Source organism: Halosimplex halophilum (genome assembly GCF_004698125.1).
Lineage (GTDB): Archaea > Halobacteriota > Halobacteria > Halobacteriales > Haloarculaceae > Halosimplex > Halosimplex halophilum.
In genome coordinates, this window is sequence record NZ_SRHV01000006.1 from 143,460 (window position 1) to 159,114 (window position 15,655).

General features: G+C 68.7%; 9 protein-coding genes. 2 read left to right on the forward strand and 7 right to left on the reverse strand.

Translation table 11 applies throughout. The annotated features are described in order from the left end of the window. Positions 1–2 precede the first annotated feature (2 nt). The 5 genes from E3328_RS20955 to E3328_RS20975 all read right to left on the reverse strand — a co-directional run bounded on the left by E3328_RS20955 (position 3) and on the right by E3328_RS20975 (position 6,901). Entirely contained in the window at positions 3–2,231 is a 2,229-nt protein-coding gene (locus E3328_RS20955; RefSeq protein ID WP_135366604.1) for an ABC transporter ATP-binding protein, read from the reverse strand. 1 nt (position 2,232) lies between these two features. After that, entirely contained in the window at positions 2,233–3,402 is a 1,170-nt protein-coding gene (locus tag E3328_RS20960; protein ID WP_135366605.1) for an ABC transporter permease, read from the reverse strand. 45 nt (positions 3,403–3,447) lie between these two features. Next, complete coding sequence (locus tag E3328_RS20965) at positions 3,448–4,452, reverse strand: ABC transporter permease (protein WP_209452256.1); 1,005 nt, start codon at positions 4,450–4,452, stop codon at positions 3,448–3,450. Positions 4,453–4,644: 192 nt separating this feature from the next. Beyond that, entirely contained in the window at positions 4,645–4,839 is a 195-nt protein-coding gene (locus E3328_RS20970; RefSeq protein ID WP_135366606.1) for a hypothetical protein, read from the reverse strand. 130 nt (positions 4,840–4,969) lie between these two features. Continuing rightward, on the reverse strand, positions 4,970–6,901 hold the full coding sequence (locus E3328_RS20975) for an ABC transporter substrate-binding protein (RefSeq protein WP_246023079.1): 1,932 nt from the start codon (positions 6,899–6,901) through the stop codon (positions 4,970–4,972). Positions 6,902–7,094: 193 nt separating this feature from the next. Here E3328_RS20975 and E3328_RS20980 point away from each other — a divergent pair, with 193 nt between their 5' ends. After that, positions 7,095–8,531, forward strand: coding sequence for a pectate lyase (locus E3328_RS20980; protein ID WP_246023080.1), 1,437 nt, complete (start codon positions 7,095–7,097; stop codon positions 8,529–8,531). A 211-nt stretch (positions 8,532–8,742) separates the two neighbouring features. Here the strand turns inward: E3328_RS20980 and E3328_RS20985 are convergent, their stop codons facing one another. Both E3328_RS20985 and E3328_RS20990 read right to left on the reverse strand, forming a co-directional pair. After that, complete coding sequence (locus E3328_RS20985; RefSeq protein WP_135366607.1) at positions 8,743–11,382, reverse strand: DUF7282 domain-containing protein; 2,640 nt, start codon at positions 11,380–11,382, stop codon at positions 8,743–8,745. Between the two features lie 144 nt (positions 11,383–11,526). Then, positions 11,527–12,573 (reverse strand): Gfo/Idh/MocA family protein, encoded by a 1,047-nt coding sequence (locus E3328_RS20990; RefSeq protein ID WP_135366608.1) that lies wholly within the window; start codon positions 12,571–12,573, stop codon positions 11,527–11,529. A 780-nt stretch (positions 12,574–13,353) separates the two neighbouring features. On the opposite strand from E3328_RS20990, the gene E3328_RS20995 reads away from it, so the two are divergent. Further along, complete coding sequence (locus E3328_RS20995; protein WP_135366609.1) at positions 13,354–15,576, forward strand: DUF1349 domain-containing protein; 2,223 nt, start codon at positions 13,354–13,356, stop codon at positions 15,574–15,576. Positions 15,577–15,655: the final 79 nt, after the last annotated feature.

The following is a 15,655-nucleotide window of genomic DNA, read 5'->3' on the forward strand; positions in this document are numbered from 1 at the left end:
CGTCAGTCGTCCGAGGGGGCGGTGCCGGCGGCGTCGTCGGCGCCGGCGTCGAAGCCCGTCTCGTCCTCGTCGACGATCGACTCGCTCGACCAGTACTCGTGGTCGTCGACCATCCGGAAGCAGGCCCCGCGGTGGAGGTCGCTCCCGTCCTCGGCCGCGTACGAGCCGGGGGTCTGCTCGGCGCAGACCTCGCGGGCCTCCGGGCAGCGGGTGTGGTAGCGGCAGCCGCTGGGCGGGTTCGTCGGGTCCGGGATGTCGATCTCGCGGATCGGCGACTCCTCGGCCCGCTCCTCCTCGGGGTCGAGCTCCGGCGTCGCCCAGCGCAGCGCCTGCGTGTAGGGGTGCTGGGGGTTGTTGATGACCTGCTCGGGCGGCCCGATCTCGACCAGTTCGCCGAGGTAGAGCACGCCGATGCGCCCGCCGGTCCGCTCGGCGATGTAGCGGGCGTTCGAGAGGTCGTGGCTGATGAACAGGTACGACGTGTCGAACATGTTCTGCAGCTCGATGAGCAGGTCCATCATCTCGACGCGGAGGCTCACGTCGAGCGCCGAGACGGGCTCGTCGGCGAGGATGACCTCGGGGTTCATCAGCATCGCGCGGATGAGCGCGACGCGCTGCTGTTCCCCGCCCGACAGCTGGTGGGGGTAGCGCTCGTAGTAGTCCTCGGGCGGCGTCATCCCGACGTGTTCGAGCATGCTCAGGACGCGCTGGCGGCGGTCGTTGCCGTCGAGGTCGTCGTGCCAGCGCTTCAGCGGCGCCTCCAGGATCTTGTTGTTGCGGCGGTGGGGGTTCAGCGCGCTGCCGGGGTCCTGGTGGACGATCTGCAGCGAGCGGCGGATCTCGCTCCAGGCGATCGACCCGTCGCCGTCGCCGTCGCGCACGTCCCAGATGTCGTGGCCGCGGTACTCGACGCTGCCGCCGGTCGGCCGCTGGAGGCCGACGGCGGTCTTGCCCAGCGTCGTCTTCCCGCAGCCGGACTCGCCGACCAGCACGACCACGTCGTTCTCGTAGATGTCGAGGTCGATGCCGTCGACCGCCTTGACCGGCGGCGCGTCGTCGAAGAAGTCGAGCATGCCCGACTCCTGGTCGAAGTGGACCTCGACGTCGTCGAGCGACAGCACCGGGTCCTCGCCGCCGCGGTCGACCGTCTCCCGGGCCGCGCGGCTCGGCGCGCCGGCGTCGGGGTCGGTGAACTCGTCCATCGGGATCTCCTCGGCGGCGTGCTCCCAGTGGTGACAGTGGACGAACCGGCCGTCGCCGGCGTCGTACGGGCCGGGATCCTGTTCGATACACTGGTCGTCGGCGAGCGGACAGCGCGGGTGGAACGAACAGCCCTCGGGGACGTTTACCGGATCCGGCGCCGACCCCTCGACCGGCCGCATGTTCTCGATCGGCGACTCAAGGTTCGGCGTCGACTTCAGGAGTTTCCGCGTGTAGGGGTGAGCCGCGTCCTCCAGGATCTCCTCGGTCGGGCCGAGTTCGACGAACTCGAAGGCATAGAGCACGCCGACGCGGTCGGCGATGTCGGCCACCAGCGGCAGGTCGTGCGTGATGAAGACGATGGTGAGGTCGTACCGCTCCTTGAGGTTCTCCAGCAGCGAGATGATCGACCGCTGCATGAGCAGGTCCAGCGCCGCCGTCGGCTCGTCCATCACGAGCACCTCGGGTTCGAGGATCAGGCTCAGCGCGATCAGCGCGCGCTGTTTCATCCCGCCCGACAGCTCGTGGGGGTAGGAGTTCAGGATGCGTTCGGGGTCGAGATACAGGTCCGAGAGCAGCTGGCGGGCCCGGTCCATGCCCTCCGGCACGTCGTAGTCGTGGGCCTCCAGCGTCTCGACGAAGTGGGTCTCGATGTCCCGGACGGGGTTGAACGACGACATCGCGCCCTGGAACACCATCGACACCTCCTCCCAGCGGTAGGCCTTGCGTTCCTGCTTGCTCAGTTCGAGCACGTCGAGCGACTCGCCGTCGCCGGGGTTGTAGGTGATGTCGCCCCGGAGGAGGCCGGGGTCGACGACGGCGTCGAGCAGCGCCGAGGCGAACATCGACTTGCCCGACCCCGACTCGCCGACGACGCCGAGCACCTCGTTGCGCTCGATGTCCATGTCGACGCTGTCGAGGACGCGCGACTCGCCGCGCTCCATGTCGAACGACACCGTCGTATCCCGCATCTGCAGGATCGGGTCGCTGTGCGCCACCGTCCGTTCGTAGTCGGTCTCGGATACGGTCATGTCAGACACCTCCGACCTTGCTGGTCAGTTCCTCGTCGCTCTCGCCGTCGGCCGCCGTCTCGCCGGAGCGCTTCTCGTGGCGGGCGCGGACCCGCGGGTTGAACACCCGGTCCAGCGACTGCCCGAGGAGGATCAGGCCGATCGAGAAGACGATGATGGCGATCATCGGCACCAGGAACCAGTGGAGCGCGCCCGGCCGGTAGTGGGCGCCCGACTGGTAGGCCTGGTTGAGCGTGATCCCCCAGTTGAGGTTCTCGAACGGGAGGATCCCGAGGTAGTACAGCCCGACGGCCGAGAAGATCACCCGGCGGGCGGCGTTGGTCAGGTTGATGACGACGAACGGCATCAGGTGCGGGACGATCTCCTTGAAGATGATGTCCCGCGAGGGGATGCCCATCGCCCGCGAGGCCTCGACGAACGACTCCGAGCGCAGCGTCAGCATCTGCGACCGGATCGCCCGCGCGAGCCCGCCCCACGCGGCGATGGAGAGCAGGAGCCCCACCATGTACGGGTTGCTCCCGATCGGCAACAGCAGCGCGAGCACCATCACCGTGGGGAACCCGGGCAGGTTGATGAAGATGTCCGTGATCGACGAGAGGACGGTGTCGACCCAGCCGCCCTTGTAGCCGGCGATAGCGCCGACCATCGTCCCGACGCCGACGGTCGCCAGCGCGCCCGCGAAGACCATCTTCAGGATCTCCGTCGTCGAGAACACCACCTGCGAGAGCAGGTCCCGCCCCATCTGGTCGGTCCCGAGCGGGTAGTCCCAGTTCTCGAACGGCTTGGCGAGCGCGCCCGCCTCGCCGACCTCGGTCGGTTCGATGACGTACGGGCCGACGATCCCCATCAGCAGGTACGTGAAGACGATCGTGAAGCCGATCCTGGCGCGCCAGTCCGTCCAGACGATGAAGAAGGGCGCCCGGATGTACGAGTCGTAGAACTTCCGTAACTTGTCGAGGCGCGTCTCCTCGACCGAGGAGACGACCTCGAACGGCGATTCGACGCCGACGCTCCCGCCGTCCGGGCGGACGGTCCCGTCCGCGTCCCCGGCGGCGCCCGCCGCGGACCCGGAGGCCGTTCGCTCGGGCGCGTCGCTCCCCTCGTCGCCCGAGGGGATCGACTCCAGCGCCTCGGCGTGGTCGGTGCGGTCCGGGCGGTTGTCGTCGGTCATCGGTCGGTCCCTCCCGTGGTGTGTAGTTGTCGTAGCTGCATCGTATCAGTAGCTCTCACTTTCCTGTCCCTTCGCCCGCGGGTCGAGGTAGCCGTAGGTGAGGTCGGCCAGCAGCAGGGCGATGACGACCGCGAGCGTGATGACGACGAACCCGCCCATCATCAGCGGGTAGTCCCGCTGGTAGGTCGCCGACAGCATGTACCAGCCGATCCCCCGGTACTGGAACACCTGTTCGAGGATGACCGACCCGCCGAACATCTCGCCGATGCTGATCAGCAGCGTCGTGTACATCGGCAGGATGGCGTTGCGGGCGACGTACTGCGTCGAGATGGTCACGTCCGAGAGCCCGCGCAGGCGGGCGACGCGCAGGTAGTCCTCGCCGAGCACGCGGATGGCGTTGCCACGCATCCCCAGCGAGGCGATCCCTGAGGCGACGATCATCGACAGTATCGGCAGCGCCGCGTGCCTGACCACCCCCGAGATGTACGGCCAGGTCAGCCCCGGTTCGAGCCCCGTCGGTCGGCGGCCACCGGTCGGGAACCACCCCCAGCGGTAGGCCATGAAGATGAGCAACATGATCGCGAGGACGTAGAAGGGGATCGACCCCATGAGGATCGCCCACGAGGTCAGCCCCACGTCCAGTTTCCCACCCTCCCAGTACGCCATCAGGGCGCCGACGGAGATGCCGATGAAGAAGCTGATGAACGTCGCCCAGCTCAGCACGAACAGCGTCCAGGGCAACGCCTGTGCGATGATGTCGACGACCGAGTCCTGGTAGTACACCGACTGGCCGAGGTTCCCCTGGGCCATGTTGATCATGTACTCGACGTACGCCGCCGGGATCGGTTTCGTCGGGTCGACGCTCAGCCGGAGTTCCACCAGCTCCCGCGCCCGGGCCGGGTCCAGTCCCCTGCGTTCGAGCTGCTGGATCATCGCCCCCATCGGGTTCCCCGGCATCATCCGAACGATCACGAACGAGAGCGTGATCACGGCCCACGACGTGAACACTGTCTGCCCGATTCTGCGCAGACGCCAGTCTATGTTTACCATGTTCCTACTACTCATACGGTAGTGATTCCGAACCTCTTGAATGTATCCCTCCGCGTACGCGGCGTCGGCCGACTCGAACCCGTCTCGACGGGTCGAACACGACGGCCATCCGACGGCTCGTCCCGGCCCTCCACTCGACGGCTCGTCCGACACTCCACCGCCGGTCGGCGCCGCCAGGTCACCGCTCGCGGGTCAGAACGGCTCCCAACCCGTCCGGATGACGACGGCGGCGAGGACGAACGAGAGCACGACGGGGACCAGCGTCAGCTGTGCGGTGACGTACGGTCCCGTGCCGGGTTCGAGGTAGTAGAACGAGAAGGCCAGCAGGAGGAGAAAGAGGATGTCGACACCGAGTATGACCCTCGCGGCGGAGCGCAGCAGTCCCATACCTCCAGGCTGGACACGAGCCCACATAAGCGTTCGCTCGCGGTGGGCGCGCTCGGCGGGGCCGAGTTGAAACGCGCGCCGGAAGGGCGCAGACAGGAAAGGTGGGTGAACCGGGGCCGCGGGCCGGGGATCAGTTCCCGGTGTACTCGATGCCGTCGCCGACCTTCGTCGCGATGAACAGCGCGTCGTCGATCCCCTCGGTGATCTGGGGGTCGGCGTTGAGCGACCAGTTCGCCGTGTTGAACGCGCCCGCGTCGGGCTCGTACATGTTCTCGTGCTCCGGGACGTGCTGGTTCCACCACCACATCAGCTCCTTGTGGTACTGGGAGTCGCCGGTGGTCTGCCAGCTCTGGATGTGGTCGGCGACGTTGATGTCCTTGGTCCCGGACGACCCCTCGGGGTCGCCGATGGGCATCGGGATGGTCTGCTCCATCGAGAACTGCGCGAGACTGGAGAGCCAGTCGACGACCAGGCCCGGCGCCCACATCGCAGTGATGCCGTTGGCCGAGGAGCCGTCGGGGATCATCTCGTACTCGCCGTTCTGTCGGCGCTCGTCGAACGTCGCCGTGTCGACGGACTCCTGGGAGACGGTGATGCCGAACTCCTCGAGGTTCTGCTGGAGCACCTGGAAGTCGACGCGCTCGGTGGCGTTGAGGAAGTTCAGCTCGAAGCGCTCGCCGTCCGGGGTGAACCAGTTACCGTTGCTGTCCCGCTCGAAGTCCGAGCGCCGGAGGTACTCGGCCGCGCGCTCGGTGTCGTTCTGGCCGTACATCTCGAAGTCCTGGACCCACTCGGTGGCCTCGTGGTCGCCGATCTCGAGGATGCGGCCCGGGACGCGGCAGGGCGGCCACTCGAAGCGGCGCTTGACGCCCTGGAGCAGCTGGTCGACGCCCTGCCGGTTGAAGACGTGGCAGATCGCCTTCCGGACGTTCCGGTCGTTGACCGGCGTGTCGTAGTCGTTGTTGGCGCCGCAGTTGAACGTGAACAGGCTGTTGGCCGACCGCGCCTCGCGGTACAGCGAGTGCGTGTCGGGCAGCTGACCCTTGAGGTCGTCCTGCACCGGGAAGCCGCCGGCCGTCGCGTCGATCTGGTTGCTCGCGTACGGCTGGACCGGCTGGTTGGTGTTCGGGAAGTTCCGCATGGCGAACTCCCGGAAGTTGATGTTCTCGGCGTTGGGGTGGTCCTCGTAGAGCTCGCAGACGATGATGTTGTCGCCCACGTCGGCGATCTGGAAGGGGCCGTGCCCGATAGCCTGCTCGGAGTCCGTGATCTCCGGGTAGCTCGCCGTCGTGATCTCCTCGATGACCGCCGTCTTGTCGTCGCCCGAGCTGTTGCGCAGGCGGTCGTGCCAGTCGCTCCACTGGTCGTCGTCGTGTTTGGTGAAGACGCCGCGCGCGAGGTTGCCGTGGTAGTCCGCGATGGTGTTCTGCATCGCGAACTTCGGCGCGTACGGCGTGTGGAGGTTGACGCGGACGAGCTGGTCGTCGACCGCCTCGATGCTCTCCATCGCGACGTGGGCGTTCTCGCCGTCCTCGGCCTGGGCCTTGAGGATCTCCAGCTCGATCTGCTGCTCCATCACGTAGTCCTGGGCGACGAACTGGTCGCCGTTGTGCCACGTGTAGTCGTCGCGGAAGGTGGCCTCCAGCGTCGTGTCGTCGGTCATCTCCCAGTCGTCGATCATGATGGGGATGATCTCGTCGGCCGACGGGCTGTAGGCCGCCGGGCGGTCCATGATCGCCGCGCCCGGCCACCAGGCGCCGGACTGGGCCGGGTTCCACGGGTTCAGGTGCCGCTCCGGCGGCGCGGTGTTGGCGTGGTCGAACAGGCGGAACCGGGCGTCGTTGACGCCGGACATCCCGTCGCCGCCGTCCCCGCCATCGCCGCCGTCCCCGCCGTCGCCACCGTCGCCACCGTCGCCACCGTCCCCGCCGTCGCCGGAGGTCGGTGTACTGTCGCCGTTACCCGAGCACCCGGCGAGCATGAGGACGCTCCCGGCCGCGCCGGCGCGGAGGAAGTTGCGTCTCGTACTCGCTTCTGCCCGCCAGTTGTCAAAGTCTGGCATGCACCGACCTTGCACATCGCCATATATATAATTAACTATCTTGAAGGTTCATTTCGCGTGTTCCCGGCCCGAAATATCCGTTCGGGGGGCCGCCGACCGGCGGTGGCGGGGTCGGAACGGACGGTTCGAGTCGGGCCCGGCGGCCGCGCGCGCCTCCGGCAACTTTAACGGGTACGCTCCCATCGAGTGGGGTATGTCCGAGGAGCGCGGTACCGACAGGAGCAGTGATCGGAGCCGCAGTACACCCGTGACGCGGCGTCGACTCCTCGCGCTCGTCGGCGCCGGCGCGGCGGCCGGCGCCGCCGGCTGCAACGCGCTCGGCGGGGATTCGACCGACCGGCCCGCGGCGTCCACCGACGCGCCCGCGGACGGCGAGACGGCGACGCCCGAACCGACCGCGACGCCGACGACGGCGCGGACCGAGACGACGACGGGGACGGCGGTCCCGTCGGGGTTCGACGCGTCGGTGCTCGACGGCTCCCCGAGTTCGCACGTCGCCCCGACGGACGGCTTCGCGGACGCGTCGTGGCTCTCGGGCGCGATGCCCGAGGTCGTGACGGTCACGAACCTCGACGCGTCGGGCGAGGGGTCGCTGCGCTGGGCGCTGAACCGCGAGGGCGCGCGGGTCGTCGTCTTCGAGGTCGGCGGCGTGGTCGACCTGGCGGGGGAGTCGCTGACCGTCTCGCGGCCCAACGCCTTCGTCGCCGGACAGACCGCGCCCTCCCCCGGGATCACGCTCGTCCGCGGCGGCCTCCACGTCGAGGCGGACAACGTGATCCTCCAGCACCTCCGGGCGCGCCCCGGCGACGAACTCTCCGGCCCCGTCGACGCCATCGGCAACGCCGGCGGGTCGAACGTGGTGATCGACCACTGCACCGCGAGCTGGGGGACCGACGAGGGCCTCTCCACGAACTCGCCGGACGCCCCCGACGTGACGATCACCAACAACCTCGTCGCGGAGTGTCTCGTCGACTCCATCCACCCGAAGGGCGACCACTCCATGGGCTCGCTCGTGATGAACAACAGCGACAACGTTACGCTGGCCGGCAACCTGTGGGCCCACAACGTCGGCCGCCACCCGCGGCTGAAAGGCGGGACGAGCACCGCGGTCGTCAACAACGTGATGTACGACTTCGACCGCGGGACGAACCTCGGCGGCGGCGTGCCCGACGAGACGACCGCCTCCATCGTCGGCAACTACTACCGCGCGGGCGCCATCACCGACGAGTCCGAACCGGTCGTCGGCGCGACGTTCACCGACGCCGACGGCCCCGTCCGCGCGTACGTCGCCTACAACGAGACCGACCCGTCGATGCCCGTTGTCGACCAGGGAGCGCCCATCGAGTCACTCTCGGAACGCCCCGTGTGGCCGGACGGTATCACGACCCGTCGGGCGGGCGAGGCCTACGAGGGCGTCCTCGCGGGCGTCGGCGCGCGGCCCGCCGACCGCACCGACCACGACCGGCGGATCGTCGCGGACGTGCGCGACCGGACCGGCTCGCCCATCGACAGCCAGGACGACGTGGGCGGCTACCCCGAACTGGAGGCGACCACGCGCGAACTCTCGGTCCCCGACGAGGGGCTCGGCGAGTGGCTCCGCGAGTTCACCGTCGCCGTCGAGTCCGTCTGACCGCCGCCCTCGGCGGGAGTCCGGACGCCGCCGGACGTGCCGACCGCCGTAGTTTCATTCTGTAAAACGCCGAACCCGGAGCGCGAGCGGGGTTCCGACAGTCCGAACGCGGATCGACAGGTCCCGTCGACGGGTACTGAACACCGCGCGCACCGGAGACCGTTTCGACTGGTCGCCGGTGGCGCGTCCGAAAAAAATCGAGTCGCGGGAGTCAGTCGCGGCGGCGCGCGAGCAGGGCCGCGGCGAGCAGCGCCACGAGCGCGGCGGCGAGCCCGAAGCCGGGGCCGTCGCCGCTCGCGGTGTCGGTCGGCGTCGGGTCGTCGCCGTCACCGCCGTCCGCGGGCGCGTCGGTGGGCGTCGCGGTCGGCGTCGCCGTCGCCGTCGCGGTCGCGGTGGGCGACGGGGTCGCGGTCGGCGTCGCCGTCGACTCGACCGCGTAGTCGAGGCTGCCCGAGACCGGCTCGCCGGCCTCGGTCTGGTAAGCGCCGTCCTCGGCCGGGAAGTCGAACTCCTCGTTGTAGTTGGTGTCCTGATGGACGAGGACGTACAGCGTCGTGTCCTCGTCGACCGGCTCGGAGAGGTCGACGTCGAGCCCCTCGTGGGTGCCGGCGTCGAGGTAGCCCGTCTCGCCGATGGTCGGCCCCTGCGGGCTGCCGGTGTGGACGGAGACGAAGCCGCCGTCGCTCAGCTCGACGCTGTCGACGGTGACCGTCTCGCCCGACCCGGACTGGTCGGCCAGCGAGACGCTGCCGGTCGGCTGACCGCGGATCTCGCCGTCGATCTCCCGGACGACGAGCGGCGTCTCGTAGGCGTCGGGGAGGTCCGCGACGACCGACGCGTAGGCGGTGACCTCCGTGCCCACGGGCAGGTCGCTCGTGTCGAAGGTCGCGGAGATGGTCCCCCACGGCGCCGTCGAGGGCCCGTCACAGCAGATCTGCGGGCCGAGGCCGCTCAGACCCAGCTCGCCCGTGCGCTCGTCCATGATGACGGTACCGTTGTCCGCGGTGGCGACCAGCCGGACGCCCATCGCCGTGCCGCGGGCCAGCGTCGAGTTGAACTGGACCTCGGCCTCCTCGGACTGCTGGAGGCGGATCTCGTCGCCGGGCGTGACCGCGACGGCCTCGCCCTCGACGATGCGGAACCGCGTCGTCTCGGTCTTCTCGCCCTGTTCGGTGTCGATGGTCAGCGTCGCCTCGAACTCGTCACCCACGTCGGGCTGGGTCCGTTCGCCGTCCTCGAAGAAGGCCATCTCGTTGAGCTTGAACGAGAAGAACAGGCCCGTCTCCTCGCTGGAGTTGTAGATGCGCGGGTCCGAGGAGCCGTTGTCGGGCACCACGTAGACCCCCGAGGAGTTCTCCGAGAGGTCGAGCCGCAGCGGCGTGCCGTCCTCGGCGTTGGTCTGGGTGACGTTCAGCGAGAGCGGCGAGTTCCGGAACTTCTCGACGGAGTCACGACCCGGCGAGAGGTCGATGGCCTCGAAGATCTCCGTGCTCGTCTCGTAGTGGAGCCACATCTCGTCGTAGTAGGAGTTGTTGACGTTCGTGTTGTAGGCGATCGTCGAGTCGCCGGAGGCGTGGCCGTCGCCGATCTGGGTGCCGATCCCCTCCGGCGTGTCGTGGTCCGGGTTCGTGTACGCGATCGTCATCGTCTTCGAGTCCCGGATGGTCGCGTTCTCGATCGTGTAGTCGGGCTGGAGCACGTCGCGGACCGTCCCCGACCCGCTCGCCATCTCGATGCGGTACTCGTCCTCCAGCAGGACGGCCTGGTCGCGGAAGTCGCTCGTCATCGTCTCGTTGGTGTACCCCGGCGCGTAGAGGTGCACGTCGAACGACTCGCCGGCCATCCCGCTGAAGTCGAACTGCCCGGTCAGGAACCCGTAGGGGATCGTCCCCCTGTCGTCCTCCTGGAGGTTGATGTTGCCCTCGGTCTCGATCGACGCGGTCTGGTTGTCCCGCGTCTCGTTGTCGGGGACCATGACCATCTCGGCGCTCGACCCCGTCATCAGCGTCGTGTTCGCGGTGACGCCCTGGTTGAAGGAGTTGGCCGGGGCGTAGCTGTCGTTCATCGTCGCGCCGCCCTGGACCATCTCGAAGGAGACCGTCTCGGTCTGGCCCTCGATCTCGAAGGTGGCCTCGTACTCCTCGCCGGGCTCGAAGCTGGCGTTCTCGCCGCCGGCGTCGAGTTTCGCGCGGTTGGGGTCGACCCAGACGTAGAGGCCGGTGTCGGGCTCGTCGCCCCGGGTGATGTCACCCTCGACCTCCTCGGTGTCGGCGAAGACCATCACCGGCGGGATGTCGGCCTCGGTCGGCTGGCTGAGCTCCGGCTCGGCGTAGTCCTTCTGGTTCGCCGCGATGTCGAGGGACTTCTCGCCGCCGACCTGCTCGACGGTCAGGTCCCAGCTGTCGTTGTTGACGAACGCCTCGGTGACCAGCCCCTTGTCGCCGCCCGAGGCGGGCGGGTCCAGGGCTTCGAGCCCGTCTGTCTCGACGTGGAGCGCGAGCATGTCCCACTTGCCGTTGGGGTTGCGCACGGTCGAGTTGTCGACGATGAGCTCGCGGTCGCCCTCGGCGTTGGTGAACATCTCGATGCCCTCCGACTCGTTGCCGTCGTACTCGTTCGGCGGGACCGGGTACGGCCCGTTGGCCTCACCCGGGTCCCGGAACCACGAGATCGTCAGCGCCTTCGCGCTCCCGTTGTCCAGCGTCGCGGCCGCGCGGACCTCCGAGTCCACGGCCCCCGACGCGTCGGCTGTACCCTGTGCGCCCGCGACGGCTGCGGTCCCTGCGATCACCGACAGGACCATCACGGTCGCGAGAAAGACGGCTGTGAACGTCGTATGTCGTGCTGTCATGTCTGAACCACTGTGGATCTACGTGCGCATCGTTGACGCACCACCATAAATATCTTCGTGATCTTTCGGCCGGGTCATGGCCGGTCGCTGGCAGGAATCCGGCCGGGTCGACGACCGCGAGGCGAGTCGACGACTACTGGCCAGTCACTCGAAGACGCCGTCGAGGAAGGGGAACTCCTCGCCGATGGCGAGCCGCTCGTTCCGGCGGCCGGACTCGTAGGCGGCCATCGTGACGACGACGGCCTTCAGCCCGTCGAGCGCCGTCGCGGGCGGCGCCTCGCCGGTCTCGACGGCGTCGAGGAACGCCCGGCCCTTGCTCAGCCGGCGGTCGTAGCCTGAGTAGGGGTCGTGTTCCGTGCCGTCGGCGTCGATGGTCGTGCCCGTCCGGTCGTCCCACTCCCGGCCTTCGAGGTAGACGGCGCCCTCCTCGTCCCAGATGTGGACGTGCTCGCGCGTCCGGGCGACGACGCCCGTGTCCGAGACGTTCGCCATCGCGCCCTCTTCGAACTCGATGATCGTCGAGGACTGTTTGTCGAATATCTGGTCGTCGTCATGGAAGTCGACGTAGGCGTTGACGTGCGTGGGCGTCAGGCCCGTCGTCCAGAGGATGGCGTCGACGACGTGCGTGCCGACGTTGAGGAGGTGACCGCCGCCGGAAAGCTCGGGGTCCATCCGCCAGTCCTCCATGGTCTCGTAGTAGGACTGCCAGTCGTGGGTGATCTCGCCGGTGATGAACCGGGGTTCGCGGTCGCCCAGCGCCCACCGCTCGCGCGCGAGGTCGTAGGCCGGGTTGAAGTGCCGCTGGTAGCCGACCATGAACGTGCGGTCGCTCGCTTCCGCCCGCGACCAGAGGTCGTAGGCGTCCTCGACGCTCGTGGCCAGCGGCTTCTCGCAGAGCACGTGCAGGTCGCGGTCGAGCGCCGCGGTGGCCTGGCGATAGTGCAGGCCGTTCGGCGTGGCGATCCCGACCGCGTCGAGCGGTTCCTCGTCGAGCATCGCCCCGTAGTCGAGGTACTGCGACGAGGCCGGGACGGACAGCTCCGCGCCGGCCTCCGCCAGGCTGTCCTCGTCCACGTCCGCGAGCGCGACCAGTTCGCTCCCGTCCAGTTCCTCGAACTGCCGCCCGAGCCTGATGCCGAGACTCCCGACGCCCGCGAGTCCCACGGATAGCGTCTCCGATCGGTCGTCCATAACGGGTCGCAGTTGACCGGATCCGCCATTAACTGTTTCCCCTCGCCGACGCGGAGTACCGGGAACCCGGTCCGTGGCCGGCCCTCGCCCGGTTCACCATCCCCCAGGGGCGAACGGACAGAGACGTAGATCGCCGAGTTCGAACACCGATATCCAGCCATACGACCGTTCTCCAGCGATATGTGTCTGGATTCTCCCCTCCCGAACGCAGTCTCGCTCGCCGTGAGGCCCGCCTGGTTGCGCTCCCGGGAGACAGCTGAGATTACAGAGTTATTACTGGAAGGGGGCCGCCGCCGCGCCGTGGTTTGGATTACAGTATTATGGTTGTAATCAGTCCAGTGGATCGAGCATTTTCGCCCCGGTCGTACCTGTCGTCCGGTCGGCGATCGCCGACGGAGCCCGGCGGGAACACCCCTCGACGACCGCGGGATCGACTCCGGCAGTCCGAGACTCGTTCTCACACCGGGAACGGGCCGAGATCGGACGAGCTCTGACGAAACGTCGCGAAATAGCCCGGACACACCCGTATTCCCCGCTCGGCGGATCGCGAGGGACGAACGACCCTGCCGATGGCGCCGGAAGCCGTTCTCCAGGCGGGAACGTGTCCCGGAAGTCGCCCGACAGCCACGTAGATGCGGGGATACCGGAGGTTTCCGCGATCATCGATCGGTCGCGGCTGGCGACGACGCGGGCGACAGGCGGGGCGGATCCGGCACGAGACCGGGGGCAACGGTCCAAAAATATTAAGCATGTGGATTCGAACGGGTTAGGACAGACGCCATGAACCCTGATAGACGAACCTTTATCCGTACGCTGGGGGCCGGCTCGATCGCCGGGCTCGCGGGCTGTTCCGCGCTGTCCGGCGGGGACGAGACGGCGACGCCCGGCGACGACGCGGAGCCGACACCGGACGAGGACGGGACGCCGACGCCGACGGCGGAACCGACGGAGACAGACACCGCGACCGACACGGGCGGCGGTGGTGGGGGCGAGGGACCGACGATCATCACGATGGAGGCCGGCGGGGCGGACATCTGGAACACGACGGACCTGGGGCACATCTACTACGCCGAGGTCAGCGGCGACTTCGACGCGCGAGTGCAGGTGAGCTCGCTGGAGAACACCAACCCCCACGCGAAGGCCGGGCTGATGGCCCGGGCGTCGCTCGATCCCACGTCGCGGAACGTGATGGTCCGCAAGCGCCCCGGGTTCGGGATCTCGCCGCAGTGGCGCCCGGAGGACGGCGCCTCGACGACGAGCACGACCTCCGAACAGGGCGCGCCGCTCAGCCGCATCGAGGGGGGCATCATGGAGAACGCCAACTGGCAGCGGCTCCAGCGCGTCGGCGACACGCTCCGCGCGTTCGGCTCCGAGGACGGCGAGGAGTGGACGCTGATGGTCGAACTCACCGCCGACCAGATCGAGCTGCCCGACACGGTCGTCCTCGGGCTCGCGGCGACGAGCCACGACAACGCCAACGCGACGACCGCGAAGTTCCGTAACCTCTCGGGCGTCGAACCGACGGACAACCAGGACCTGGGCGCCCCCATCGTCTCGGGTAGCGTCTCCGTGGCCCAGGCCGCCGTCGTCTCCGACCTCGGCGCCGACACCGCGCCGACGGAAGCGACGCTTCGGGGGACCCTGGAGAGCATGGGCGGCGCCGACAGCGTCGACGTGCGCTTCGAGTACCGCGAGGCGACCGCCGAGGAGTGGTCCGAGACCGGGTCCACCTCGCTGTCCGGGACCGGCGAGTTCGAGATCGGGGTGTCGGAGCTCACGCCGCGGCGGTACTACCGGTTCCGCGCGATAGCCGCGACCGGCGACAACGAGTTCGGCACCGTCAGTCAGCTGTTCTCGACGCCCAGCGGCTCCGACGGCAGCTCCGAGGAGGGGCCGGCCAGCAGTTCGAACTTCGACCCGTCGGACGGCTTCGCCGACCTGGCCGACTGGGTCGACGACGACACCCCGCTCGTGGTCGTCGACGAACCCACCCGCGAGTCGCTGGCCGCCGCGACGAGCGTCCCCGGGCCGCGCGTCGTCGTCTTCGAGACCAGCGGCACGATCGACCTCGGCGCGGAGAACCTCAACGTCCGCAACGACAAGTGCTGGATCGCCGGCCAGACCGCGCCCTCGCCGGGCGTCACCCTGATCCGCGGCGGGCTCTGGGTCTACGGGGACGACTGCGTCGTCCAGCACCTCCGGGTCCGGCCCGGCACCGCCGGCCAGGACGAGGGCTGGCAGCCCGACGCCATCGAGGTGGCCGACGACACGAGCGGCAACGTCGTCGACCACTGTACGGGCACCTGGGGCGTCGACGAGAACATCAACGTCGGCTACGACACGAGCGACTCGACGATGACCAACTGCCTGATCGCCGAGCCGCTCAACGACGCCACCCACGTCAAGGGCGAGCACGGCTACAACTCCATCATCGGCGACCGCGCGAAGAACGTGACCCTCGCGGGCAACGTCTACGCGCTCGGCACCGACCGCAACCCCCGCCTCAAGCAGGGCACCGAGACGGTCGTCGTCAACAACTTCGTCCACCACTACAGCGACGGCATGTGGGCCGACCCCGAGACGAACCACAGCATCGTCGGCAACGTCTTCGAGGACCCCCAGACCGAGCAGCCCAACGTCTTCGGCGAGGGCAGCGTCTACGCCGAGGACAACGTCCAGCGCGACGACGCCGACGTGCCGATGATCGGCGAGGGCATCTCGCAGCTGGACTCCGAACCGCTGTGGCCGGAGGCGCTCGAAGCCGTCTCCTCCTCGGAGGTGCGCTCGCACAACCTCGACAACGCCGGCGCCCGGCCGGCCGACCGCACCGAGACCGACCAGCGGATCGTCGAGGCCGTCCGCAACGGCGAGGGCGGCGTCATCGACCACCAGGACGACGTGGGCGGCTACCCCGAGCTCGAGGAGAACACCCGCTCGCTCGACGCCCCGACGACCGGCCTGAAGGCCTGGCTGCGCGAGCAGGCCGTCGCCGTCGAGCCCTAACGCTCCGTCCGTCTCTCTCCGCCCGGTTCCTCTGCCTTTCTCCCCCGTATCAGCGCCATAGCCACCGCTCACCGTGGAG